Source organism: Mycobacterium sp. IDUB_28, assembly GCF_055419285.1.
The window spans coordinates 290,725-316,044 of the sequence record NZ_JBVAXK010000003.1 but is presented as its reverse complement, the minus strand read 5'-3'; the positions used below and the strand labels follow the sequence as shown (position 1 = coordinate 316,044).

Here is a 25,320-nt window from a genome sequence, read left to right as displayed (position 1 = left end):
TATGGTGGCCCGCGATGGCGCTTCATCTTCACCGGGCTGAACGGACCGATCTGCTTGCTGACGGTCTCGGCACCCTGCTGACTGTGCCGCCGCCGGACCCGTTCGCCCAGGACCTGGTGTTGGTACCGGCCCGCGGCGTCGAACGCTGGTTGAGTCAGCGTCTGTCCCACCGGTTGGGCGCGGGGCCGGATCGCGGCGACGGCGTGTGCGCCGGGGTCGCTTTCCGCAGCCCGGCTTCACTGATCGCTGAACTCACCGGCACCACCGACGGCGACCCGTGGTCGCCGGAGGCGATGACCTGGCCGCTCCTGCAGGTGATCGACTGCTCGCTGGACCAGCCGTGGTGTCGCACTCTGGCAAAGCATCTGGGTCACTTCGACGTTGGCGACGAGGCCGAGTTGCGCCGGGGGCGCCGGTACGGGGTCGCCCGCCGGCTGGCCGGGCTTTTCGCGTCTTACGCCCGGCAACGTCCCGGTCTGCTCGTCGACTGGCTGGACGGCGATGTGGGTGACCTCGAGAATGATCTGTCCTGGCAGCCCGAGCTGTGGCGGGCCCTGGTGGCGATCATTCCCGCCGATCCGCCGCACGTCCGGCACGCCACAACGCTTGCTCGCCTGCACGGCGGTCCCGCCGATCTACCAGCCCGGTTGTCTCTGTTCGGGCACACCCGGCTGGCGTGCACCGACATCGAACTGTTGGAGGCGGTCGCCACCCATCACGAGCTGCACCTGTGGCTGCCACACCCCAGCGATGAGCTGTGGCGGTCCCTCGCCGGCCGGCACGGTGCGATACCGCGGCGCGCGGACACCAGCCACCGCACGGTCGGCCACCCGTTGCTGGCGACCTTGGGTCGGGATCAGCGCGAGCTGCAACGCGGGCTGCCTGAACACCCCGCCACCGATGAGGCGCTGAGCGGTCCCGACCGGCCGGCCACGCTGCTCGGTTGGCTACAGGCCGATCTGGCCGCCAATGCTGTCCGGCCGGTAGGTCGCACGCTGGCCGACGACGACCGCTCGGTTCAGGTGCACAGCTGCCACGGCCCGGCCCGCCAGATCGACGTGTTGCGCGAGGTGCTGCTCGGGCTGCTCGCTGAGGACCCGACGCTGGAGCCGCGCGACATCCTGGTGATGTGTCCTGACATCGAGACGTATGCGCCGTTGATCGTCGCGGATTTCGGCCTCGGTGACGTGGTCGACAATCTGCATCCCGCGCACCGCCTGCGGGTGCGTCTCGCCGACCGCTCTCTGCTGCAGACGAATCCGCTGCTCGGCGTCGCATCGGAATTGCTGTCGTTGGCCGGGGGCCGGGCCACCGCCAGCGAGGTCCTCAATCTCGCCCAGGCCGCTCCGGTGCGCGCCCGGTTCGGGTTCGGCGACGACGATCTGGAGGACATCACCGGCTGGGTGCGGCAGTCCAACATCCGGTGGGGTTTCGATCAGGAGCATCGCCGACCGTTCGGCGTCGACTTCGTGCACAACACTTGGCGGTTCGGCGTCGACCGGATCCTGGCTGGTGTCGCGATGTCCGAGGCTTCGCGCGCCTGGATCGATTCGACGCTGCCGCTGGACGATGTCGGCAGCAACCGCACCGAACTGGTCGGCAAGTTCGCCGAGTTCATCGATCGGTTGCAGCGCGTGGTCGACTCGCTGACCGGCACCCGGCCACTGCGGGAGTGGTTGGCCGCCCTGTCCGGCGGCATAGCGTTGCTGACCCGCACCGAGGATGCTGACGCCTGGCAGACCAACCAGATGCAGAGCGAATTCGCCGACGTGCTTCGCACCGCGGGCGACCGGTCGGAGACCTCGCTGCAACTCACCGACATCCGCGCACTGCTGCAGCGTCACCTGGCCGGGCGTCCCACCCGCGCCAACTTCCGGACCGGCACCCTGACCGTGTGCACCATGGTGCCGATGCGTTCGGTCCCCCACCGGGTGATCTGCCTGGTCGGTCTGGATGACGGCGTGTTCCCCCGACTCGGTGTCGTAGACGGCGACGACGTCCTGGCTCGCCGCCCGTTGACCGGCGAACGCGACATCCGTTCCGAGGACCGTCAACTGCTGCTCGATGCCATCGGCGCGGCGACCAGCCATCTGGTCATCACCTACACCGGCGCCAACGAACACTCGGGTCAACGCCGACCGCCCGCGGTGCCGCTGGCAGAACTGCTCGACACCCTGGATATGACGACCAGCGCGCCGGTCCGCTCTCGGATAGTGGTCGAACATCCTCTGCAGCCCTTCGATGTCCGCAATGTGCAACCGGGCCGACTGGTGGCCGGGGTGCCGTTCAGCTTCGATCCGACCGTGCTGCGGGCGGCCCGGTCGGCCGCCGGAATACGGGGCCCGCAACCGAAGTTCATCGACGGACCGCTGCCTCAACCCCCACCCGCTGACGTCGTCCTGGCCGATCTGGTCGACTTCTTCAAAGATCCGGTCAAAGGATTTTTCCGCGCGCTCGTGTACACGCTGCCGTGGGACGTCGACGGCGTCCAGGACGCGATGCCGGTCGATATCGACGATCTCGAGGCATGGACGGTCGGCGACCGGATGCTGAACGACATCCTGGGCGGCATGGAACCGGACGAGGCGCGCAATGCGGAGTGGCGTCGCGGCACCCTGCCGCCCGGGCAACTCGGCTGGCGCAAGGTGACCGAGATCCGCGGCCAGGCGGCATTGCTGGCCGATGCAGCACGCGGCTATCGTCGCGGCGACGCGAGGGCCTACGACATCGACGTCGACCTCGGCTCCCGGCGCCTGACCGGCACGGTGCCGCAGGTGTTCGGCGATCGGCTGGTGCCGGTGAGGTATTCCAAAATCGGTGGCAAGCACCTGATCGAGTCGTGGATCCTGTTGTTGGCCCTGCTCGCTCACGCACCGGACCGGGACTGGTCGGCGGTGTGCATCGGCCGGCCGAAGCGCGGGACGACCCCGCGGGAGGAGGGCTTGGGGCGCCCGCAGGAGGTGGCGCCCGTCGAGGTGCTACGGGAGCTGGTCGCGATCTACGATGCCGGGCGCCGGGAGCCGATTCCGTTGCCGGTCAAGACTTCCTACGCGTGGGCGGCGGCCCGTCTCAGTCGCGAAGACCCGGTGACAGCGGCCCGGTACCGGTGGAAGTACGAGGTGGACGAGCCGGCTCAGGTGCAAGCCTGGGGCAGGAACGCGCCGCTGACCCGGCTGATGCAACCGTTGCGGCCCGGTGAGGAATGCGGTGCCGAGGACAACCGCCTGGGCGCCTTCGCCGCTCGCGTGTGGCTGCCCATGCTGCGCGCGGAAAGGCCGCCGGGGTGATGCAGGCATTCGATCTCTTGGGCCCGCTGCCCGCTGAGCGATCCACCACCGTGCTGGAAGCCAGCGCCGGCACCGGCAAGACGTTCGCGCTGGCCGGCTTGGTCACCCGCTATCTGGCCGAGGGCCGGGCCACCCTCGATGAGATGTTGCTTGTCACGTTCGGCCGGGCGGCCAGCCTGGAACTTCGCGAGCGCGTTCGCTGCCAGATCGTTGATGCGCTGCGGGCCTTCGACGATCCGGCGGCCGGCGACAACGAACTGGTGCAACACCTGGTGCAGGGCAGCGAGGAGGAGCGCCGCGAGCGCCAGCAACGGCTGCGCGACGCGCTGGCCGGCTTCGATGCAGCGACCATCGCCACCATCCATCAGTTCTGCCAGCTGGTACTGAAATCGCTCGGGGTAGCCGGCGATACCGATGCGGGTGTCACGCTGGTCGAAGACCTCGACGAACTGGTCACCGAGATCGTCGACGATCTCTACCTGGCGCATTTCGGTCGGGTGCGCGATGCTCCCGCACTGACCTATTCCGACGCACTGCGCATTGCGCGCAACGTGGTCAACAACCCGTGCACGCAGCTTCGTCCGCTCGACCCGCAGCCGGGCACTCCGGCCGCATCGCGGGTGGATTTCGCGAAAGATGTGCTGGCCGAATTGGAGAAGCGCAAACGGCGGCGCGGCATACTCGGCTACGACGACCTGCTCAGCCGGTTGGCCGAGGCGCTGGACGCCGAGGAGTCACCGGCCCGCGCCCGCATGCACCAACGCTGGCCCATCGTCATGGTCGACGAGTTCCAGGACACCGATCCGGTGCAGTGGCAGGTACTCGAACGTGCATTCAGCGGGCGGTCCACGCTGATCCTGATCGGCGACCCGAAACAGGCGATCTACGCCTTCCGTGGCGGTGACATCGTCACCTATCTTCGTGCGGCACGGACGGCGGGCGACAGACGGACGCTGGCCACCAACTGGCGCAGCGACCGGGCGCTCGTCGATCGCCTGCAGGCCGTGTTGGGTGGTGCCGAACTCGGTGACCCCGCCATCGTGGTCCACGAGGTGCAGGCGTATCACCAGGGCCACCGTCTGGCCGGGGCCCCCAGGAACGATCCGTTCCGGCTTCGGGTCGTACAACGGAACACGCTGGGCCGCAGCGGTGTTCAGAACCTGCCGATCGACGTCCTGCGGGAACACATCGGCCGCGATCTGGCCGCTGACATCGGCGCGCTGTTGGCGAGCGGGGCGACCTATGACGGTCGGCCGATCGCGGCCCGCGACGTCGCGGTGATTGTCGAGACGCACAAGGACGCCCGCGCCTGTCACCGCGCACTGACCGAGGCAGGCATCCAGGCGGTGTACACCGGTGACTCGGACGTGTTCAGCTCGGCGGCCGCCGACGACTGGTTGTCCCTGTTGGAGGCGTTCGATCAGCCGCACCGCCCCGGCGTGGTCCGCGCTGCCGCTGCGACGATGTTCTTCGGTCACACGGCAGCCGATCTCGCTGCCGGTGGTGATGCGCTGACCGACCGGGTGGCCGACACCCTGCGGGAGTGGACGGACCACGCACGGGAGCGCGGCGTCGCCGCGATCTTCGAGGCCGCGCAGCGCAACGGCATGAGCGACCGCGTGCTGTCGTGGCATGGTGGTGAGCGGCACATGACCGACCTGGCGCACGTGACCCAACTGTTGCAGGAGATTGCCCACCGCGAGCGCTATTCGCTGCCCGCACTGCGGGACTGGCTGCGCGACCAGCGTGACGAGCGGGGTGGTGCCAGCGAACGCAAACGCCGGATCGACAGCGATGCCGCCGCCGTCCAGATCATGACGGTGTGGGTGAGCAAGGGTCTGCAGTACCCGGTGGTGTATCTGCCGTTCGCGTTCAATCGCAATATCCGGGAACGCGACCTGGTGTTGTTCCACGACCAGGGTGTGCGCTGTCTGCATGTCGGTGGCAGGGACAGCCCGGATTTTCCCGTCGTCGAACAGCTGGGCAGCAAGGAAGCTGCCAACGACGACAGCCGGTTGACCTACGTCGCGATGACCCGAGCCCAATCGCAGGTGGTGGCCTGGTGGTCGCCGGCGTTCGACGAACCCAACGGTGGTCTGTCGCGGCTGTTGCGCGGGCGGCGGCCCGGAGAAACGGTGGTTCCGGACCGTTGCACGCCCGCGAAGATCAGCGACGAGGATGCCTGGGCCCGCCTGCAGGAATGGGAGACCGCGGGCGGGCCGGTCGTGGAGGAATCCGTGATCGCCTCGGTCCCAACGATGTCCGAACCGGCGCCGCCGTCGGATCTTGGGATCCGGCACTTTCATCGCCCGATCGACACCGCGTGGCGGCGTACCTCTTACTCGGGGCTCATCCGGGTCGCCGAGAAGACGGCAGCCACGGGTGTGAGCAGTGAACCGGAGACCACCGAGCTCGATGACGAAGCCGGTGACATCCCCCTCGTTGCTGCGGCACCCGCATCGGAGGTGCCCTCACCCATGGGTGCGCTGCCCACCGGTGCCAGGTTCGGCACGCTGGTGCACGCGGTCTTGGAAACCAGCGATCCGTTGGCGGTCGACCTCGCCGGTGAGCTCGAGGCACAGATCCAGACGCACTCGGTGTGGTGGCCGGTGGAGGTGCCCACCGGTGAATTGGCTGCGGCCCTGGTCCCGATGCATGACACTGCGCTGGGTCCGCTGGCCGACGGTTTGACGCTGCGGCAGATTGGTCTGCCGGATCGGTTGCGAGAGTTGGATTTCGAGTTTCCGCTGGCCGGTGGCGATGGTCGCGGCACCGCGACTGATATCCGGCTCTCCGATGTCGGACTGCTGCTGCGGTCGCATCTTCCTGCCGATGATCCGCTGGCCTCCTATGCCGACAGGCTCAGCGGTGAAGCGCTGGGCGGGCAGTCACTGCGCGGATATCTGAGTGGTTCGATCGATGCCGTGCTGCGCATCCCCGCCGGCGGGGGGCATCGCTACCTGATCGTCGACTATAAAACCAATTGGTTGGGCGATCCGGACCGACCGCTGACCGCCGCGGACTACACGCCGACGCGCATGGCCGCGGCAATGCTGCATTCCGATTACCCGCTGCAGGCATTGCTGTACAGCGTTGTGCTGCACCGGTTTCTGCGCTGGCGGCAACCGGGATACGATCCGCAGCGGCATCTCGGTGGCGTGCTGTATCTGTTTGTGCGCGGGATGTGTGGCCCCGCCACGCCGGTGATGGACGGCCATCCGGCTGGGGTGTTCAGTTGGGCGCCGTCGGCTTCGCTGGTGACGGCGTTGTCCGAGCTGCTGGATGCACGCAGGGTGATGGCATGACGAATCCGTCGGAAATTCTCGACCCCACCGACCGTCGGCAGGCTGTCAGCGCGACCGGCCTGCTGCGCACCTTCAACGACGCCGGCGTCATCGAATCCGCGGATGTCCATGTGGCGCAACGGCTCACGACGATGTCGGGGGAAACCAATCCGTCCGTCGCGCTGGCGATCGCGTTGGCGGTCCGGGCGCTGCGCGGTGGCTCGGTGTGTGTCGACCTGACGTCGGTCGAAGCCCAGGTGGGCGTCCCCGACCTGCCTTGGCCCAGTGCAGTCGACATGATCGCGGCCGTGCTGGCCAGCCCGCTGACCCAAAGTCCGACGGCGCTACGGGTTTACGACGACCGTCTGTTGTATCTGGACAGATACTGGCGCGAGGAACAGCAGGTCGCCCAGGACTTCACTGCCCTGCTGGCCGCACGCAGTTCGCAACATCCGCCCGGCATTGAGCGGTTGTTCCCGTCCGGCTACGAAGAACAGCGGGCGGCCGCACGCATTGCCCTCGGGCAGCGCCTCACGGTCCTCACCGGAGGACCGGGGACGGGAAAGACGACCACGGTGGCCCGGTTGCTGGCGCTGTTCGCCGAACAGGCGGAGCGGGACGGCAGGCCGCGGCTGCGCATCGCTCTGTCGGCACCGACGGGCAAGGCGGCCGCCCGGCTCAACGAGGCGGTGCAACTGGAGATCGACAAGTTGGATGCTGCTGACCGGCAACGCGTCTCGGGCCTGCGGGCAACCACCTTGCACCGCCTGTTGGGTAGCCGTCCCGATACCTCGTCGCGTTTCCGGCATCACCGCGGCAACCGGTTGCCCCACGATGTGATCGTCGTCGACGAGACCTCGATGGTGTCGCTGACGATGATGGCGCGCCTGCTGGAGTCGGTGCGCCCGCAGGCGCGGCTGCTGCTGGTGGGTGACCCGGATCAGTTGGCCTCGGTGGAAGCCGGTGCGGTACTGGCCGACCTGGTCGACGGGCTCGGCCCGCGCGACCACGCGCTGGCGGCGTTGCAGACATCGCACCGGTTCGGTGAATCGATCGGTGCGCTCGCGTCGGCGATCCGGTCGGGTGACGCCGACCTCGCCATCGATGTGCTCCGGGCGGGCGGGGATCACATCGAGTGGCTGGCCACCGACGACGCTCCTGAGCGGCTGCGAAATGTGCTGGTGCCACACGCGGTTCGGTTGCGCCAGGCTGCCGTGCTCGGCGATGCACGGGCGGCGCTGCGGACCCTTGACGAGCATCGGTTGTTGTGTGCGCATCGGCGCGGGCCGTTCGGGATCGCGCACTGGAACCGTCAGGTCGAACGCTGGCTGGCCGAGGCGACGGGCGAGTCGATCTGGTCGTCGTGGTATCCCGGCCGGCCGGTGCTCGTCACCGCCAATGACTATGGGCTCGGCGTGTACAACGGCGACATCGGGGTGACGGTGCTGAACAGCGAGGGCCAGCTACGGGCCGTCATCGCCGGCGCCGGCGGTTTGCTCGACTTCGCAAGCAGCAGGCTGTCGGACGTCGAGACTCTGCATGCCATGACCATTCACAAGAGCCAGGGTAGCCAGGCCGACGAGGTGACTGTGCTGATGCCGCAGGAGGATTCGCGGCTGCTCACCCGGGAGCTGTTCTACACCGCGGTCACGCGCGCCAAGAAGAAGGTGCGGGTAGTCGGCGGCGAGGCCACGGTTCGTGCCGCCATCGAGCGGCGCGCAGTGCGGGCCAGTGGGTTGGCGCTTCGGCTGCGGGCCACCTAGCGGCTACGCAGACACCATGGTCCACAGTGACGAAGTAGTCCCCAACTCGCGTCGCCGCCACATCGTCAAACTGGTGTTGCTGCTCGGTTTCCTATTCGCGATGTTCTACTTGACAGCCATCGCGCGCGTGATCGATATCGACGCGGTGCGGCGGGCGGTCGCGACGACGGGCCCGTTGGCGCCGCTGGTGTACGTGCCGGTGTCGGCAATGCTGGGTGCATTGTTCGTGCCGGGATCGGTGCTGGCCGCCGGCAGCGGGCTGCTGTTCGGTCCGGTGGTCGGCATCTTCGTGACGCTGGGCGCGTCGGTGGGCACTGCGATCGTCGCGAGCCGGATCGGGCGCCGGGCCGGCCGGGACAGCGCCCGCGGGTTGCTGGGTGCCCGCCGGGCCGACCGCATCGACGCGCTGATCGAGCGGCGCGGACTGTGGGCGGTTGTCGGCCAGCGATTCGTTCCGGGCATCTCCGACGCCCTCGCCTCTTACACGTTCGGTGCATTCGGAGTTCCGTTGTGGCAGATGGCGATCGGCTCATTCATCGGATCGGCGCCCCGCGCCTTCGTCTACACCGCGCTCGGTGCCTCGATCCGCGACCGGTCCTCGACGCTGGCCTACGCGGCGATAGGCGTGTGGTGTGTGACCGCCATCATCGGTGCGTTCGCGGCGCGCCGCGGGTACCGGCACTGGCGCGGGCATACCCGCGCCGCTGAGGATCCGCAATGATCCACTCAGCGGCGCTGCGCGGAGACGAACAGGTTCGCCGGATCCTCATTTACGACCTCCGTGGCCGGACCTATGGGTCAAGACAGACCATGCGCACGTCCGCCCTCAATAGCGGCCCGAGCGGGCCCGCAGTCCGGCGCGCTCACTCATTGACACACGGACGCCCCGTCGGCAGCACTCGTCGAACAGATCGTCGGCTCCTCGTAACCGGCATCAGACGCCGCCCGTCGTACCGCCGATGCGACGGCAGTCGTTCGATCCGCCGGTACCAGGGCGATCACGCTTCCCCCGAACCCGCCTCCGGTCATCCTGGCACCCAGCGCGCCGGCAGCCACTGCGGTGTCGGCGAGCAGATCGATGTGCCCGGTGGTGATGCCGAAATCGTCGCGCATGGAGGCGTGTGACGCGGTCATGATTCGACCGGCCGCAACCATATCCGAATCTTGCAGCGCGGCAACGAAATCCAGCACCCGTTGATTTTCGGTCAGGACATGCCGGGCGCGGCGGGCGTCGACCGGATCGGCGATCGCACTCAGTGCCGCCGGCCCGCGGTCCTGCGCGTCACGCAACGAGGCAACGCCCAAAGCGGCAGCCGCCCGCTCACAGGAGGTTCGTCGTGTCGCATACTCCCCGCCGGCATGACTGTGTCGGGCCCGTGAATCCAGCAGCAGCAGAACGACATCGGCAGCGTCCGGATCGAAAGGCACCAACTCGACCGTGGTGGTCTGGAAATCGATCAGCAACGCTTTCTTCGTCTTGCCGAACAACGCCGCCAACTGGTCGAGCAAACCCGTTGGCGCACCAACGTATTCGTTCTCGGCACGCTGCGCCATCCTGGCCAGGAGGGTCCGCTCCAGGCCGATACCGGCGGCGGCGTCGATGACACCCGCTGCCGCGCACGCCAGCGCCGCAGAGGATGCCAGACCAGATCCGATCTCGACGTCACTGCTGATCGCCATCGTTCCGCCCGGTACCCGGTGGCCGGCCCGACGCAGCGCCCACACCACCCCGGCTACATAGCCCGCCCACCCAGTCACCTCACCCGGCACGGTGTCGAGCCTGATCCGCACCGATTCGTCGGCGCGATCACTGTGCACGGTGATTGCGTCGCTGCGGTCGGATGAGAAGGTGGCGACGGTGCGCTGCGGCAAAGCTATCGGCAGCGCGAAACCCAAGTTGTAGTCGGTGTGTTCGCCGATCAGGTTGACCCGCCCGGGCGCTGCGTAACGGACGCTCACGAACCCAGCTCGCGCATGCGGGCGGCAACCGTTTCGGGGGTGACATCGCTGATGAACGCATCCATCGCCGACTCGGCGGACGCCAGGTACTTCAACTTGGCGGCGCTGCGCCGGATCGACATGAGCTCGACGTGGAAATAGCCGTCCCGCTGGGCATCGGTGTACTGGTGCAGCGCCGACATGTAGGGCAGCGGTGACGAATACATCCGATCGAACCTGCGCAACACGTCACGATACGTCACCGCGAACTCGTCCAGTTCCGCACCGGTCAGCTCAGTGATGTTGCGCACCAACCGATTCGGATAAATGTGTACCTCCACCGGCCAGCGCGCAGCGAACGGCACGAAAACGGTGAACAACTCCCCGTGCGAGATGACCCGGGCGCCGTCGGCAACCTCGCGGGCCAGCAGGTCGGCAAACAGGTTGGAACCGTGGCGGGCCCGGTGCCGACGAGCCTGCTGCAGCATCAAGGCGGTGCGCGGGGTGACATACGGATACGCGTAGATCTGGCCGTGCGGATGGCTCAGCGTCACACCAATCTCCTCGCCGCGGTTCTCGAAGCAGAACACCTGCGCAACGCCGGGCCGGGTCAGCAGGTCGGCGGTGCGGTGCCGCCATGCCTCGACCACCAGGCGGGCGTGCCCGATGTCCAGACCCGCGAAGGAGCCGGTGTGGTCGGCCGAGAAGCAGATCACTTCGCATCGCCCGGCGGGTGCGGCGGACACGAAGGCGTCGTCGCCGGGGTCGCTGATGAGGCCGGTACCGGCCAGGCTGGGAAACCGGTTCTCGAAGACGACGACGTCGTATCCGGGGGCGGGCACCTCACTGGTCATTCCCGTCGGCCCCGGACACAGCGGACACTGCGTGGCCGGCGGCCGGTAGGTCCGATCCTGGCGATGCGCAGCGATGATCACCCATTGCCCGGTGGTCCGGTCATACCGCAGCTCCGAGGGCGCCGGGTCGCGCTCGGGTAGCGGCCGGCGATCCGGAACCGGCGCGGGGACGTGGCCGGGCATCGCGAAGAAGAGCAGCTCACGACCGTCGGCCAGCGCCCACCGCGTCGCTGCGAATTGGCCGCTGAACAGCGGATGCTCGCTCACACTCCAGACTTCCCGCAGTCGATGGACACCACCGCCGACCCTAGAACAAAAGGGGGATCGGAACGGCTGCGGCGCACGGCGCAGGCTAAGTTGTCGTAGAACACGGCAGCCGGAACCGATCCCAAGGACCTCGAAGGACGACCCGTGCACATGCGAGTCGACGGGCGCGACATCACGGTGTCCGGCAGCTTGCTGCAACCACTGACCCGGCGCACCAACGACATCATCCGGCTGGGGTTGGCGACCCTCGCGCTCGTCGGGGTGATCACCAGTTCGCTGATCACCCGCCCCCGCTGGATAGCGCTGGAGAAATCCATCTCCGAGATCGTCGGGGTGCTGACGCAGACCCAATCCGATCTGGTGTACCTCGCGTACGGCATCGCCATCCTGGCGTTGCCGTTCATCATCCTGATCGGGCTGATCGTGTCGCGGCAGTGGAAGTTGCTCGGCGCGTACGGGGCCGCCGCGCTGCTGGCCGTACTGCCGCTGTCGATCAGCAGCAACCGCATCGCCGCGCCGAACTGGCACTTCGACCTCACCGACAAGCTGAGCACGCTGCCGTCGCAGTTCCTCGACGACCCGCGCTGGATCGCAATGCTTGCGGCGGTACTGACCGTGTCCGGGCCGTGGCTGCCCGCCCGTTGGCGGCGCTGGTGGTGGACGCTGCTGCTGGCTTTCGTGCCGATCCACCTCGTCATCAGCGCCATCATCCCCGCGCGTGCAGTGGTCGGGCTGTCGGTCGGCTGGTTCGTCGGCGCGTTCGTGGTCCTGGTCGTCGGGACCCCCGCGCTGGAGGTCCCGCTGGACGGCGCCGTCCGCGCGATGGCCAAACGCGGATTTCTGGCGTCCCGGCTGCTGGTGGTCCGACCCGGCGGTCCGGGGCCGCTGGTGTTGTCGGCCGAAGCCACCGAGCCTGCGGCACGTGCCGCGGTCGAACTGTACGGGCCACATCAGCGCAGTGGCGGTGCCCTGCGTCAACTGTGGTGGAAATTGCGGCTGCGCGGGTCGGAGACCGCACCACTGCAGACCTCGCTGCGACGCGCTGTCGAGCATCGCGCCCTGATGGCGATCGCCATCAGTGACATCGGCGTGGCGAACACCGCGACGATCGCGCTGGCCGCTCTGGACCGCGGCTGGACGATGTATGCCCACGAGCCCGTTCGGGGGGTGCCGCTCGCGGAATGCGCCGGCCGGACACCGGTCGGCAGCATCTGGGAATCCTTGCGCATCCTCAACGACCATCAGATCTCGCACGGGGACCTGCGCTGCAATGAGATCACGGTCGCCGACGGCAAGGCATTGTTCGGGGGGTTCGGCGCCGCCGAGTACGGCGCGACCGATGCCCAACTGCAGTCCGACATCGCCCACCTGCTGGTGACGACGACGGCGTTGTACGACGCCCGCTCAGCGGTGGCCGCCGCCATCGATACGTTCGGTAACGAGACCATCCTCACCGCGTCCCGGCGCTTGACGAAATCAGCTGTGCCGAAACGTATCCGGCGTTCCGTGGCTAACGCGAAGACGGTCATTGCCGAGGCCCGAGCGGAGGTGCAGCGCCAAACAGGTGCCGATCAGATCAAAGACGAGACGATCACCAGGTTCAGCCGTAGCCAGGTCATTCAACTGGTGCTGATCGGCGCCCTGGTCTATGTGGCGTATCCCTTCATCAGCACGGTGCCGACGTTCTTCTCGGAATTGAGACACGCGAACTGGTCGTGGGCGCTGCTCGGCCTGGCGGTCTCGGCGTTGACCTACGTGGGCGCGGCCGGTGCGTTGTGGGCTTGCGCGGACGGTGCCGTCAGCTTCCGGAATTTGTCAATCATGCAGGTGGCCAACACTTTCGCGGCTACCACCACCCCGGCCGGTGTCGGTGGCCTGGCGCTGAGCACCCGATTCCTGCAGAAGGGCGGCCTGACTGCATTGCGGGCCACCGCGGCAGTGGCGCTGCAGCAGTCGGTGCAGGTCATCGTCCACGTCGCGCTGCTGATCTTGTTCAGCGCCGTTGCCGGAACATCGACCGACCTCTCGCATTTCGTTCCGACCGCCACGGTGCTCTACCTGATCGCCGGGGTCGCGCTGGGTATCCTCGGCACCTTCCTGCTGGTGCCCAACTTGCGGCGGTGGTTGTCCACCGAACTGCGTCCGAAACTCACGGAAGTGACCGGTGACCTCGTCGAGCTGGCCAAGGAGCCGAAGCGGCTGTCGCTGATCGTCTTAGGCAGTGCGGGAACAACTCTCGGCGCTGCGCTGGCGCTGTGGGCGAGCGTCGAGGCATTCGGCGGCGGCACCACGTTCGTCACCGTCACGGTGGTGACGATGGTCGGGGGCACCCTGGCGTCAGCAGCTCCCACCCCGGGCGGCGTCGGCGCCGTCGAGGCGGCGCTGATCGGAGGCTTGGCCGCCTTCGGCGTGCCTGCCGCTATCGGGGTGCCGTCGGTGTTGCTGTACCGGGTGCTGACCTGTTGGTTGCCGGTTTTCGTGGGGTGGCCGGTAATGCGCTGGCTCACCAAGAATGAAATGGTCTGACGCCGGGTGCTGCGAGTCGCGGCCATACAGATAATCTCAGGCAACGTCACCGGGCACAGACACCGGGGCCCAACTCTGGGAGAACACGTAGATGAAGGATCTCACCGCGGTCGTGGCAACAGTGGCCCTGAGCCTGACGCTGGTCGGCTGCCACTCTGAAACGAAAACGGAAGTCAAGACGTCGACGTCGACAAGCACGTCGACCTCCACCACCACCGTGTCAGCCCCGACCACCAGCCCCACGGCCGGTTCGCAGGCGAATAAGACCATCGCCGACTACATCCGGGAAAAGAACATCAAGGAGACCCCCGTTCACCACGGCGACCCGGGATCCCCGACCATCAACCTGCCGGTCCCCAACGGCTGGCACACGCTGCCGGAGGGCCCCAACGCACCGTACGGCGGGATCGTCTTCGACGCGCCCGCGGACCCCAACGATGCGCCCACCATCGTGGCGATCGTCTCCAGGCTCGACGGTGACGTCGACCCGGCCAAGATCCTCGAATACGCCCCGGGTGAGCTGAAGAACCTGCCGCAATTCGAGGGTGGCAGCGCCAACGGGCGCGAGGGCACACTGGGCGTCGCGCCGGGCGAGACCTTCAAGGCCTGGCAGTTCGGCGGCACGTACGTCAAGAACGACAAGAAGCGGACGGTCGCGCAGAAGACCGTGGTGATCACCGGACCCAACGGGGTGTTCGTGCTGCAACTCGATGCCGACGCGCTGGACTCCGAGCAAGCCCCGTTGATGGCGGCCACCAACGTCATCGATGAGCAGACGACGATCACGACGAGCTGACCAGGCAACTGACGGTACGCCGCGGAGCCAGCCCGCTCCGCGGCGTTTCTGTCGGTCGGGGCATTTCGGTGCCCGACCCCGATTGGACTTACGGTTGGTGACATGACAGATCAGTCGTACGCGGTCGACGTCGGCCATCCACCGTCGGCATTACTCAAAGCCATCAACCCGGTCCTGCGTTTCCTGTTGGGCACACCGTTCGCGGGACCGATAGGCAGACAGCTGATGGTGCTGAAGTTCACCGGCCGCAAGTCGGGCAAACAGTTCTCTGTTCCGGTGAGCGCCCACGTCATCGACAACGAGCTCTATGCGCTGGCCAATGCGAACTGGAAGTACAACTTCAAAGGCGGTGGACCCGCGCAAGTGGTCTACGACGGCAAGACGCGGACGATGCGCGGCGAAGTCGTCGAAGACCCCGCGACGACGTATGACCTGTATCTGCGCTGTGCCCAGTCCTACGGAGTCAAACGAGCCCAGCGGATGATGGGCCTGAAATTCCGCGATGAGCGCATACCGGCCCGGGAGGACTTCGCCGAGGCGATCGACCGGTTGAAGTTGGTAGCGATCAAGTTCACCCCGGACGCGTAACCGTTTTCCTTTGCAGTCGGTCGACGTGATCCCCGCGTTTCTCCAGCGCGCCCGCACCTGGACGGCCGGCACCGATCCCGGGCTGCTGCGGCTGCGGTTGGCCGTTCGCGCCACGATCGCGCTGGCGTGTTCGCTGGTGGTGATGTACGTGCTCACCACGGCGACGCGGCAACCGTTGACGGTCGCACTGTTCGGTGCGGTCATCACGATGGTCGCGTCGCGGTCGGTCAACGAGCCCGACCCCCGTACGCAACGGATCACCATGGCGCTGTTGCCGATACCGGCCGGCCTGTCGATCACCGCTGCCGCCCTGCTGTCACCCCACCCACTGGTGACCGACGCCGTGTTCGTCGTCGTGGTCTTCGTCGCGGTCTATATCCGCCGATTCGGTGCACGCGGGCAGGCTTTGGGCATGGTGGCGTTCATGGCCTATTTCTTCGCGCTGTATCTGCGGGCCGGTCTGCACGAGTTGCCGTACATGCTCTGCGCGGTTGCGGTGGGCACGCTGAGCACTTTCGTGATGACGACCTATGTACTGCCGGATCGCCCAGAACGCGTGCTGCGGGCCACTATTCGCTCGTTGCGGGCGCGGATGGCGCTCGTGGTCGACACTGCCGCCGAGTTGCTGCGTGCGGACCGTCTCGATGAGCGGCGTCGGCGCCGCATGCGCGCCCGTATCGCGCGACTCAACGACACCGCGCTGATGGTGCAGGATCGCATCGAAGACAAGTCGAACCCGGCCGCCCCGTCCCTCGGGGAACGGTTGGCGCCGTGGCTGTTCGACGCCGAACTGGCGGTCGAATGGGCGGCGATCGCCGCCCAGCGCGCGGCCCTGTCGGCCCAACAGGGATCGCCGTTCCCCGCTGCGCAACGCAACGAACTGATCGGCGCGCTCACCGAACTCAGCCGGGCGATCAGGAACCCCAGTCCGGACGGACTCCGCCGCGCCGCCGACCGCGCACAGCACGTCCTGGACGCTCAGCCCGCCGGTGACATCGCCGTGCGGCGACTGGCCATGGCGATAATCGGCGCTGCCACCGCCACTTCGGAGGTGCGGACACTGATCGACAGCGTCGTCGGCGGCGACTTCGAACCATCGATGCCGGAGGACGATGCCGCGGAACCCGACGGCGACACCGATGCCGAGCAGTCGCCCGCCGGCCTGCTGCCGACGACCCGGCAGGCGATCCAGGCGAGCGTGGCGGCCGCGCTGGCCATCGTCGTCGGCGACCGGGTATCGCCGGATCGCTGGTATTGGGCGGTGATCGCGGCGTTCGTGGTCTTCGCCGGCACCAACACCTGGGGTGACACCCTCACCAAGGGCTGGCAGCGACTGTTGGGTACGGCGCTGGGCGTCCCGTGCGGCATGCTGGTCGCCACCTTGTTCGCCGGAAACACGGTCGGCTCGGTGGCGATGGTCTTTGCGTGCCTGTTCTGCACCTTCTATTTCATGCAGGTCACCCAGAGCCTGATGGCGTTCTGGATCACTACGATGCTGGCCCTGTTGTACGGACTGATGGGCCAGTTCAGTGTCGATGTTCTGGTGGTGCGGATCGAGGAGACAGCGGTCGGTGCGGTGATCGGTGTCGCCGTCGCAATTCTGGTGCTACCCACCAATATCGGCACCACAATCCGCAACGACACCCGCGAGTTCTTGACGGCGCTGTGCACCCTGATCGAAACCTCGGTCGCGACGATGTTCGACGACGACGCCGCAGTGAGCCCGACCGAACAGGCGCGACAACTCGATCGCAAGTTGCAGCAGTACCGGGCCACTGCCAAACCGCTGGTCGCCGGGGTTACCGGCCTGGCCGGTCGCCGCAACATGCAGCGCGAACTCAGGTTGTTCGCTGCCTGCGACCGGTATGCCCGCGTCCTGGCCCGCCGCAGCGAGCGGTACGAAAGCCCTGACTCCTCCGGTGAACTCGCGGCAGCGGTGTCCGACGCCGCCGCGCAGGTCCAGCGGAACATCGCCGCGCTGGTCGAGACCCTCGACGGTACACAGCCGGCGGCCATCGTCTCGGCGGCAGATGCGCTGGACGCGGCCGAGGAACTGGCCCGCCGCCATGACAGCCGACCCATATCGGACCTACAGCTTTCGGTGCTACATCCGCTACGCCAGATAGACCGGGTGATCATCGCCGCGGCAACCCACCTCGATGCGGATGCAGTACTCGGTCCGATTGGTCCAAAGGCGGCATAACTCTTGCGTTCCCCGGCCGGCGCCTGGCTACGATCATCTCGATCACACCTCGCCGAGGAGGATGTCGGATGGCCGCTCCCAACCTGCCGCCGGGCTTCGACTTCACCGACCCCGACATCTACGCGCACCGGCTGCCGGTGGCCGAGTTCGCCGAACTGCGCGCGACAGCCCCGGTCTGGTGGAATGAGCAGCCGCCCGACACAGGCGGTTTCGGCGACGGCGGTTACTGGGTGGTGAGCAAGCACCGCGACGTTCGTGACGTTTCGTTGCGCAGCGACGTGTTCTCGTCGGCCGAGAAGTCGATCGTGCCGCGCTACCGGGATGACTTGGCGCAGGGCCAGATTGAGGCCGGGCGGACATCGATGATCATGATGGACGACCCGGAACACACCCGATTACGTAAGATTGTGGCGCGCGGTTTCACGCCCCGCGCCATCGAGCGGCTGCGAGCCGACCTTTCCGAACGGGCGGGGAAGATCGCCGCCCGGGCCGCGGCCGAAGGTAGCGGAGACTTCGTCCGACAGGTGGCCGCCGAATTGCCGTTGCAGGCGATCGCCGGGCTGCTCGGAGTGCCGGTGGCGGATCGTGAAAAGCTTTTCGACTGGTCCAACCAGATGATCGGCAGCGACGATCCCGAGTTCGCCGACCATGACGCGCTGACCTCGGCGGGCGAAATGATGTGGTACGCCATGCAATTGGCAGCCCGTAAGGCCGACAATCCCGGACCGGACATCGTGTCGACGCTGGTGCGTGCTGACAACGACGGCAGCTTGTCCGACGCCGAGTTCGGCATGTTCGTGGTGACCCTGGCCATCGCGGGCAACGAGACCACCCGCAATTCGATCACGCACGGCATGATGGCCTTCGCCGACTGTCCCGAGCAATGGGAGCTGTTCAAGTCGCAACGCCCGAAGACCGCGGCCGACGAGATCATCCGCTGGGCCACACCGATCACCGCCTTCCAGCGCACCGCACTGATCGACACCGAACTCGGCGGCGTTGCGATCAGGAAGGGCCAGCGGGTGGTCATGTTCTACCGGTCAGCCAATTTCGACGAGGACGTCTTCGACGACGCGTACTCCTTCAACATCTTGCGCAGCCCCAATCCGCACGTCGGATTCGGCGGCACCGGAGCGCATTACTGCATCGGCGCCAATCTGGCCCGCATGACGATCGACCTGATGTTCAACGCGATCGCCGACACCATGCCCGACCTGCGGTCGCTGGGCGAACCCGAGCGACTGCGATCGCCGTTCATCACCGGGATCAAACACTGGCAGGTCGATTACGGGAGTAAGTAAGGTGTGCCGTCGGTTTCGGTGCGGGTGTTGCGGCCGGGCAGGGACACCCACCGACAAGTGCTCAGTTCTTCGCGCGGACAACGTAATTCCGTCCACGCTCCGCCCGTTCCCACAACGTGCCGTCCCCGGCGGAAACACCCGCCTCGATCAGTTTCCGCTTGACGATCTTGTTGGTCGCGGTCCGGGGCAGGGCCGCATTGATCCGGACGTAGCGCGGCCACGCCTTCAGCGACAGGTCGGGTTGGCCGGCGAGAAAGTCACCGAACTGCTTGGGCGTCAACGTCGCTGCATTGTTCAGCACCAGTGCCGCCATCACCTGATCGCCGACGTGCGCGTCGGGAACCGCGTACACCGCGACATGGTTGACTTCGGGAATCCGTTGCAGGATGCGCTCAATCGGACCGGCCGCAAGGTTCTCCCCGTCTACCCGCATCCAGTCCGCAGTGCGCCCGGCCAGGTAGATCCACCCGTCGGCGTCGCGGTAGGCGAGGTCACCTGACCAGTACATCCCGTCGCGCATCCGTTCGTCGGTCGCCGCGGAATCGTTGTAGTAGCCGGTGAATCCACCCGCCCCGTAGGTGTTGACCAATTCGCCGACCGCTTCGTCGACGTTGACGAGTGCGCCGTACTGATCGAATACGGCAGGCGCACATTCGGTGCGGGTCTCCGAGTGGTACACACTGACACCGGGATATCCCCTGCCGATCGAACCCGGCGGCGTACCGTCTTCACGCATCACGACCACGGCGAATTCGCTGGAGCCGAAGCTGTCCACCACTCGACACCCGAATCGCCTTGCGAAATCCGCGATATCGCGTTCGGTGGCCTCGTTGCCGAACGCTGCGCGCAGCGGGTTGTCGGCGTCGTCGGGCTGTTCCGGTGTGGCCAGTACCAGCGCCAGCGGCTTACCCACGTAATTCAGGTACGTGACCCCGTACCGCCGGACATCGGTGAGGAACCGTGCCGGGGAGAACTTGGCCGGAACCATGGCGGCACCGGCGCTCACCGCAACCGACCAGCCTGCGGCCACACCGTTGGAATGGAACAAGGGCATTGCCAGGTAACACACATCGGTGCCGGTGAGCGCGAACCGCTCGACCAGACTCGCCCCGCACATGACCGCCATCGCGTGAGCGAACCGCACCGCCTTAGGGTCACCACTGGTGCCGGAGGTGAAGATCATCATCACCGGATCCGCACCGCCGACTTCACGGGCCAGCAACGGAGCCGCACCCGTCACTGCGTCGCGGTACTCGGCGCCGTTGACGTTCAGAACAACCACACCCGGTAGGTCCAGCCCGTCGAGCAGCGACAGATGATCGTCGTCGACGAGCACCAGCTGGCAGTCCGACCTTGTGATGTCCGCCGCCAAGCCGGCTCCGCGGCGGGTGGTGTTGATCCCGCACAGCACATACCCACCGAGTGCGGCCGCAGCCATCGACCGCAGCATCGCCGGCGAATTGCCCAGCAGCGCAGCGACATGACTGGGACGCCCCGCGGCGAGGCGGGCCAGGACGACAGAGGCTTCGGCGGACGCCTCGGCGAGATGCTCACGCCAGGTCCAGGTTCGCTCGCCATGGCGCACCGCGACGGAGTCGTCGTCGATCCGGGAACGCAGCAGCTGCTGCATCGTCTCAAACATCGGCAGGCCGGTACCGCAATAACGTGATGCCGTCACCGTCACAGAACACCGGCACCACCCGCATGCCGATGCGGATATCGTCCGGTTCGACGTCGACGAGTTCGGTGCTGACCCGCGGCCCGACATCCCATTCGACGACAGCGAGCAACTGCGGCAGATGTTCCGCCCACGGCGGGCCGGTGGGGCGCCGCGCCACGGTGTAGGTGTACAGCGTTCCGGCACCGTCGATTTCACGCCATTCCAGGTCGTCGGTCAGCGTGCCGGGCGCCAACGTACGCGGGTAGAACACATACCTTTCCGCCGACGGTGAGTATTGGATCAGAATCCTGTGCTCGCGCAACGCATCCCAGAACGGTGCGGAAACGGGCGTCGGCTCGGGCAGCGGCAGCGCACCGGTCATGTCAGTCGCCGCCCAGCACGAGGGCCACCTGCTCGCTCATGATGCCGCCGTTGCCGGTGACGAATGCGGTGTTGCAGTCAGGCACCTGCGCCGCACCGGAACGGCCCATCAGCTGACGCGCGCCGTCGACCACATGATGCATCCCACCCGCCATGCCGGCCTGACCGAACGACAACTGGCCCCCGGCGGTGTTGACCGGGAAATCACCGCGGTAAGTGAGGTCGTGCTCGGTCAGCCACAGCATCCCCTCGCCCTTGCCGCAGAACCCGGCGTCCTCCAACGTCATCAGCACGGTGATCGTGTAGCAGTCATAGATCGAGGCGACGTCGATGTCATCGCGGCCCAATCCGGCCATGGCGAAGGCCTTGTCGGCGGCACGGGCAATCGGCGTGTGCATCAGGTCGTCGGCGTAGGTGGGTGTCTTGAACCTGATGTGTTCGCCGAAACCCTTGATCCAGACCGGCCGGTGCCGGCTGCTGCGCGCGACATCGGCGTTGGCCACCAGTACGCCGGCGCCGCCTTGGACCCGCATCACGGTCTCCAGCATGTGAATCGGGTCGGCGATCACCGGACTGTTCAGCACGTCATCGACTGTGAGTGGTTTGCCGTGGAACACCGCGCCGGGGTGTGCACAGGCATTGGTCCGCTGCTGCACCGCGATCCTCGCCAAAGCCGGTGCATCGTAACCGTATTCGGCTGCATACCGCTGGGCGATCTGTGCGTAGGGTCCGTTCTGGCCGACATTGCCGTACGGAATTTCGAACTCGGCCTGCGGCGAGCCGTAGTTGTTGCTCGACGCCCCGTACCAGCCCAGCGTCCGGGCAGGCCGACGCTCGGACCGCGGCATCTCCAGCGACCCGGGCACCACCGCCAGCACCGCATCGCACACCCCCAGTTCGACCGCCGCCGCCGCCCGCCACACCATTGCCGCCGCGGTTGCGCCACCCAGGTCCACCCGATCACCGAAATCCAGGGGGATGCCGAGATACTCCGACAGGGTCGCGGGCGCGAACATGTCCGACTCGGCGATGCCGTAACACGACAGACCGTTCACCACACCGGGATCGACGCCGGCATCCTCGATGACCATCTTGGCCAGCACCGCGTACTGGTCCAAAGTGAACAGTGCCGGCCGGGTCTGGCGCCGCTCGGCCGGCAATTCGGCGATCCCGACGATGGCCGCCTCGCCCCGCAGGCCGCTCATCGCCTGTTCCGGCGCGGCAACGCGACGCTCGCGGTGCCGGGCATCAGCACCTCCTCGCCGCGCCGGCAATAAATGTCCAGGTCCACCAGTGCACCGGACTCCGACTTGCCCGTCACGTGGCCGCCGAAGGCCAACTCCTGTCCCGGATAGGCGATCGCGCGGTTCTGCACCGCGAACAGCACCAGCCGTCCGGCCCCGCCGATCCAGTCGGTCAGGGCGCGTGACAACAGCGCCGCCTGCAGCGGGCCCTGGACGAGCACGTCGTCGTAACCCTCCACGTCACGCGCCCACGTCTTGTCGTAGTGAATACGGTGGCCGTTGTAGGTGGCGGCGCTGAAGAAGAACATCTGCGTCTCGGTCACCGTAACCGTCAACGGCGTGACCTGATGCCCGATTTCGATATCCTCGTAATGCAGCTGACCGGTCATGCGGGTCTCGCGATCATCGAGGTCGTAGCCTCGGCGAGGAGTTCGCGGTGCTCATTGCGGTATTCACCACGCCAGGTCACCAGCACGAAACGACCTGAGCGCCCCTCTTTTTCGACGATCGATTCGATGGTGCGCACCAACTCGATCTGGTCACGGTGGTAAGCGGGCCGGTGGAAGGTGGTGCTTTCACCACCGGCCATGCGCCGCGGGGCCCTGGGAAAGGCCAGGCTGCCGGTCGTCGCACCGGATGATCCGTCGGGCCGCAGCGAAGCCAGCGCTGTCACACCGAGGACGGCGTACTGCAGGAACAGCGGCGGGCAGATGACGTCCCGATACCCTTGTGCGCGCGCGTATTCGGCGTCGAACCACAGCCGATTATGGTCGTCGACTGCGGCGGCCCAACGTTGCCAGTCACGCCGGTTCACTTCGCCGGTCGCGGTCGCAACCACACTGCCGACCCGCGCAGCGGAGGCGGCATCGATCAGGGTCTCAGTCAATTCTATTCTCCCAGTTCATCTCTGCCTCCAACCATTTCGCAGCGATGTCAGCACCGCCTCCGAGTGTCGCGAGCACGCGGGCACGTTCGGAGTACAGGTGCAGATCGGTGTCGACGACATACCCCATCCCGCCGTGCAGCTGGTGGGCATCCAACGTGATCTGCTTGATGCGACTGGCGTGCATGCGCGCGATGGCGGTCTCGCGGGTGGCGGGGATCCCGCGGCCGATCCAGAACACCGCCGAGTGCGCCGCCAACCGAGCCGCTGCCAGCGCGATGTGCATGTCGGCCACCAGATGCTGGGCGGCCTGAAACGATGCGATCGGCCGGCCGAACTGTGCACGCATCTTGGTGTGGTCGACCGTGCGTTGCAGCACCGCCTCGGCCACGCCGACCAGATCCAGACACAGCAGCGCCAGCCTGGCGTTGGCGACCCTCCGCAGGTCTGATCCGGCCAACTCACCGAGAACCCGCCTGGGTTCGTCGATCAGCACGCTCTCGAATCGCACTGTCGCCGCGCGATGTCCGCCCATCATCGTCAGCGGTTCGAGGGTGATCCCGGGTGAGGTAGCGTCGACGACGAATCCCATTGTGCCACTGCCGGTATCGGCGGCGATGACCATCAGGTCGGCCAGATCGGCGTCAGCCACGAAGTCGGCAACGCCGCTCAACCACCAGTGGCCATCGACATGCTGCCGGGCATGCAAACCAGAAGCCAGGTCGGCGGCATTGCGCGGGCTGCACAATGCGGTGGTGCCGCGTGCCGCACCGGAGGCCAGGGTGGGCAGCCAGGCGGCCCGCGCCTCGGCACCGCCCAACCAGTCCACGGCGAGCGAGGCGTGCACGGTGCTGTGCACAACCATGGGGCACAACGCTCGTCCGGCCTCGACGCAGAAGATGCCGAGTTCGGGCAGCCCACCGCCGGCCCCGCCGAACGTCCCCTCGATTGCCAGACCGAGCAGGCCCACCCCGGCGAGCGCTTTCCACAGGCCCGGGGTGATGCGTTCCCCGTCCGGGCGGTGCAGTGCCCGCGCCAGCGTCGTCGGGCATTCGGCTGCCAGCAACTGCCGGCACATCGCGGCCAGGTCACGTTCATCCTGATCGGGGATCAGCCGCATGCGATCACCGGCCGTAGGAGGGCATGCCGTGGCCGCGCTGGGCGATGACATCGCGCAACACCTCGTTGGTTCCGCCACCGAAACGCATCAACGGCGACACCCGGTAGAGGCGCTCGAAGAAGCCGTCCTGCGGCGCTGCAAGGTTGCGGTGCACCAGCAGGCCGTCGGGCCCCAGCAGATCGATCGCCAGATCCGCTATCCGCTGGCGTAATTCGCTGGTGAAGATCTTCTCGACGCTGACCTCGACGCTGGGGATGGTTCCGGAGTCGAGCATGGATGCCGCCTGGTATCCCATCAACTGCGCGACTTCGACATCGGCCTCGGCCTCGGCGAGGCGGCGACGGAAGGCCGGGTCCCGGGCGGGCACCGACCCGTCGCGCCGCGCGGTCCCGGCCAGTGCCAGCAGGTCGTCGAGGGCGCGCCGCAGGTCCCCGGCGTTGGTCAACGCACCGCGCTCCAGGTCGAGCGCTCCGGTGATGTAGGTCCAGCCCCGGTTGACCTCACCGATCAGATTGGTGACCGGCACCCGCACGTCGCGGAAGAACGTCTCGTTGGTGCGATAGCCCGACCACGCGTACAGCGGGCGGACCTCGACGCCCGCAGCGTCGATGGGCACCATGAGCACTGAGATGCCCCGATGGCGGGGCGCATCGGGGTCGGTGCGCACACACAGCCACTCATGTGTGCAGCGTTGGGCGCCGCTGTTCCAGATCTTGGATCCGTTGATCACCCATTCGTCACCGTCCCGTACCGCACGGGTTTTCAGGCTGGCCAGGTCAGTCCCGGCATTCGGCTCGGAATAGCCGACAGCACAGACGATTTCACCCTTCGCGATCGGAGGAAGAAATTGCGTCTTGTTCTGCTCGGTGCCGTGACGCATGATCATCGGCGCGACCGAGGTGACGGTGAGATCCGGTCCGGGAACTCCCCAGTACTCGAACTCGCTCATCAGCAGGTGCTGGTGCATGGCGGTGAGGCCGAGCCCGCCGTACTCGCGGGGCCAATTCAGCCCGAACCAGCCGCGCTCCCCGATCTTGCGACGGAACGCCGACAGCTCGCCACCGCGGAATTCCAGGTCGTGCTCAGCCATCTCGGCGCGCAGCGCGGCAGTGACGTTCTCCCGGAGAAACTCGCGCACCTCGACCAGCCACGCCCGCTGCTCGTCGTCGAGCTCGAAGTCCACACCGGCGACAGTAGTCCGCCCGCTGGCGGCGGCCAACGGCCC

Annotated in this window: 18 protein-coding genes; 9 read left to right on the top strand and 9 right to left on the bottom strand. The window is 67.1% G+C overall.

The window, feature by feature from the left end:
* Positions 1–14: 14 nt before the first annotated feature.
* The 4 genes from recC to ACZYZ9_RS08225 are packed head-to-tail and all read left to right on the top strand — an operon-like array spanning position 15 to position 9,055.
* On the top strand, positions 15–3,287 hold the full coding sequence (gene recC, locus ACZYZ9_RS08240; RefSeq protein WP_463825749.1) for an exodeoxyribonuclease V subunit gamma: 3,273 nt from the start codon (positions 15–17) through the stop codon (positions 3,285–3,287).
* A complete protein-coding gene (recB, locus tag ACZYZ9_RS08235; RefSeq protein ID WP_463825748.1) occupies positions 3,287–6,592 on the top strand; it encodes an exodeoxyribonuclease V subunit beta in 3,306 nt (1,101 codons plus the stop codon). The genes recC and recB overlap by 1 nt, the downstream gene beginning before the upstream one ends.
* Positions 6,589–8,334 (top strand): exodeoxyribonuclease V subunit alpha, encoded by a 1,746-nt coding sequence (gene recD, locus ACZYZ9_RS08230; protein ID WP_463825747.1) that lies wholly within the window; start codon positions 6,589–6,591, stop codon positions 8,332–8,334. Before recB ends, recD begins: the two co-directional genes overlap by 4 nt.
* 16 nt (positions 8,335–8,350) lie before the next feature.
* On the top strand, positions 8,351–9,055 hold the full coding sequence (locus ACZYZ9_RS08225) for a TVP38/TMEM64 family protein (RefSeq protein WP_463825746.1): 705 nt from the start codon (positions 8,351–8,353) through the stop codon (positions 9,053–9,055).
* Between the two features lie 146 nt (positions 9,056–9,201).
* Here ACZYZ9_RS08225 and ACZYZ9_RS08220 read toward each other — a convergent pair whose 3' ends face one another.
* Both ACZYZ9_RS08220 and galT read right to left on the bottom strand, forming a co-directional pair.
* Complete coding sequence (locus ACZYZ9_RS08220; RefSeq protein ID WP_463825745.1) at positions 9,202–10,293, bottom strand: galactokinase; 1,092 nt, start codon at positions 10,291–10,293, stop codon at positions 9,202–9,204.
* Positions 10,290–11,309 carry a galactose-1-phosphate uridylyltransferase gene (galT, locus tag ACZYZ9_RS08215; RefSeq protein WP_463825981.1) on the bottom strand — a complete coding sequence of 340 codons (1,020 nt, stop codon included), beginning with the start codon at positions 11,307–11,309 and terminating at the stop codon, positions 10,290–10,292. The genes ACZYZ9_RS08220 and galT overlap by 4 nt, the downstream gene beginning before the upstream one ends.
* A 234-nt stretch (positions 11,310–11,543) precedes the next feature.
* Between galT and ACZYZ9_RS08210 the strand changes: the two genes are divergently transcribed.
* The 5 genes from ACZYZ9_RS08210 to ACZYZ9_RS08190 all read left to right on the top strand — a co-directional run bounded on the left by ACZYZ9_RS08210 (position 11,544) and on the right by ACZYZ9_RS08190 (position 18,807).
* Positions 11,544–13,919, top strand: coding sequence for a lysylphosphatidylglycerol synthase transmembrane domain-containing protein (locus ACZYZ9_RS08210; protein WP_463825980.1), 2,376 nt, complete (start codon positions 11,544–11,546; stop codon positions 13,917–13,919).
* A 91-nt stretch (positions 13,920–14,010) separates the two neighbouring features.
* On the top strand, positions 14,011–14,715 hold the full coding sequence (gene lpqN / locus ACZYZ9_RS08205; protein WP_463825744.1) for an envelope biogenesis lipoprotein LpqN: 705 nt from the start codon (positions 14,011–14,013) through the stop codon (positions 14,713–14,715).
* 102 nt (positions 14,716–14,817) lie between these two features.
* On the top strand, positions 14,818–15,303 hold the full coding sequence (locus tag ACZYZ9_RS08200) for a PNPOx family protein (RefSeq protein ID WP_463825743.1): 486 nt from the start codon (positions 14,818–14,820) through the stop codon (positions 15,301–15,303).
* Between the two features lie 10 nt (positions 15,304–15,313).
* The gene (locus tag ACZYZ9_RS08195) at positions 15,314–17,506 is read left to right on the top strand and encodes an FUSC family protein (RefSeq protein WP_463825742.1); all 2,193 of its coding nucleotides are present in this window, start codon (positions 15,314–15,316) and stop codon (positions 17,504–17,506) included.
* Positions 17,507–17,574: 68 nt separating this feature from the next.
* A complete protein-coding gene (locus ACZYZ9_RS08190) occupies positions 17,575–18,807 on the top strand; it encodes a cytochrome P450 (RefSeq protein ID WP_463825741.1) in 1,233 nt (410 codons plus the stop codon).
* 61 nt (positions 18,808–18,868) lie between these two features.
* Here ACZYZ9_RS08190 and fadD1 read toward each other — a convergent pair whose 3' ends face one another.
* From fadD1 to ACZYZ9_RS08155, 7 genes are read right to left on the bottom strand one after another with little or no spacing between them, the layout of a single operon-like run.
* Entirely contained in the window at positions 18,869–20,449 is a 1,581-nt protein-coding gene (fadD1, locus tag ACZYZ9_RS08185) for a fatty-acid--CoA ligase FadD1 (protein WP_463825739.1), read from the bottom strand.
* Complete coding sequence (locus ACZYZ9_RS08180; protein WP_463825738.1) at positions 20,442–20,849, bottom strand: Zn-ribbon domain-containing OB-fold protein; 408 nt, start codon at positions 20,847–20,849, stop codon at positions 20,442–20,444. Before ACZYZ9_RS08180 ends, fadD1 begins: the two co-directional genes overlap by 8 nt.
* A 1-nt stretch (position 20,850) precedes the next feature.
* Positions 20,851–22,053 carry a thiolase family protein gene (locus ACZYZ9_RS08175; RefSeq protein WP_463825737.1) on the bottom strand — a complete coding sequence of 401 codons (1,203 nt, stop codon included), beginning with the start codon at positions 22,051–22,053 and terminating at the stop codon, positions 20,851–20,853.
* Positions 22,050–22,481 carry a MaoC/PaaZ C-terminal domain-containing protein gene (locus ACZYZ9_RS08170; RefSeq protein ID WP_463825736.1) on the bottom strand — a complete coding sequence of 144 codons (432 nt, stop codon included), beginning with the start codon at positions 22,479–22,481 and terminating at the stop codon, positions 22,050–22,052. Before ACZYZ9_RS08170 ends, ACZYZ9_RS08175 begins: the two co-directional genes overlap by 4 nt.
* Positions 22,478–22,978, bottom strand: a complete 501-nt coding sequence (locus ACZYZ9_RS08165) for a MaoC family dehydratase (RefSeq protein WP_463825735.1) — start codon at positions 22,976–22,978, stop codon at positions 22,478–22,480. Before ACZYZ9_RS08165 ends, ACZYZ9_RS08170 begins: the two co-directional genes overlap by 4 nt.
* The gene (locus ACZYZ9_RS08160) at positions 22,971–24,095 is read right to left on the bottom strand and encodes an acyl-CoA dehydrogenase family protein (protein ID WP_463825734.1); all 1,125 of its coding nucleotides are present in this window, start codon (positions 24,093–24,095) and stop codon (positions 22,971–22,973) included. Before ACZYZ9_RS08160 ends, ACZYZ9_RS08165 begins: the two co-directional genes overlap by 8 nt.
* A 4-nt stretch (positions 24,096–24,099) precedes the next feature.
* Positions 24,100–25,278 carry an acyl-CoA dehydrogenase family protein gene (locus tag ACZYZ9_RS08155; RefSeq protein WP_463825733.1) on the bottom strand — a complete coding sequence of 393 codons (1,179 nt, stop codon included), beginning with the start codon at positions 25,276–25,278 and terminating at the stop codon, positions 24,100–24,102.
* Between the last annotated feature and the right edge of the window lie 42 nt (positions 25,279–25,320).

What these genes read in the sequence shown, in the direction of transcription:
- ACZYZ9_RS08160 (WP_463825734.1), bottom strand. Translation starts at nt 24,095, where the DNA reads ATGCGGCTGATCCCCGATCAGGATGAACGTGACCTGGCCGCGATGTGC.
- ACZYZ9_RS08175 (WP_463825737.1), bottom strand. Translation starts at nt 22,053, where the DNA reads ATGAGCGGCCTGCGGGGCGAGGCGGCCATCGTCGGGATCGCCGAATTG.
- ACZYZ9_RS08210 (WP_463825980.1), top strand. Translation starts at nt 11,544, where the DNA reads ATGCGAGTCGACGGGCGCGACATCACGGTGTCCGGCAGCTTGCTGCAA.
- fadD1 (WP_463825739.1), bottom strand. Translation starts at nt 20,449, where the DNA reads ATGTTTGAGACGATGCAGCAGCTGCTGCGTTCCCGGATCGACGACGAC.
- recD (WP_463825747.1), top strand. Translation starts at nt 6,589, where the DNA reads ATGACGAATCCGTCGGAAATTCTCGACCCCACCGACCGTCGGCAGGCT.
- ACZYZ9_RS08180 (WP_463825738.1), bottom strand. Translation starts at nt 20,849, where the DNA reads ATGACCGGTGCGCTGCCGCTGCCCGAGCCGACGCCCGTTTCCGCACCG.
- galT (WP_463825981.1), bottom strand. Translation starts at nt 11,309, where the DNA reads ATGCCCGGCCACGTCCCCGCGCCGGTTCCGGATCGCCGGCCGCTACCC.
- lpqN (WP_463825744.1), top strand. Translation starts at nt 14,011, where the DNA reads ATGAAGGATCTCACCGCGGTCGTGGCAACAGTGGCCCTGAGCCTGACG.
- recB (WP_463825748.1), top strand. Translation starts at nt 3,287, where the DNA reads ATGCAGGCATTCGATCTCTTGGGCCCGCTGCCCGCTGAGCGATCCACC.
- ACZYZ9_RS08200 (WP_463825743.1), top strand. Translation starts at nt 14,818, where the DNA reads ATGACAGATCAGTCGTACGCGGTCGACGTCGGCCATCCACCGTCGGCA.
- recC (WP_463825749.1), top strand. Translation starts at nt 15, where the DNA reads ATGGCGCTTCATCTTCACCGGGCTGAACGGACCGATCTGCTTGCTGAC.
- ACZYZ9_RS08225 (WP_463825746.1), top strand. Translation starts at nt 8,351, where the DNA reads ATGGTCCACAGTGACGAAGTAGTCCCCAACTCGCGTCGCCGCCACATC.
- ACZYZ9_RS08170 (WP_463825736.1), bottom strand. Translation starts at nt 22,481, where the DNA reads ATGACCGGTCAGCTGCATTACGAGGATATCGAAATCGGGCATCAGGTC.
- ACZYZ9_RS08190 (WP_463825741.1), top strand. Translation starts at nt 17,575, where the DNA reads ATGGCCGCTCCCAACCTGCCGCCGGGCTTCGACTTCACCGACCCCGAC.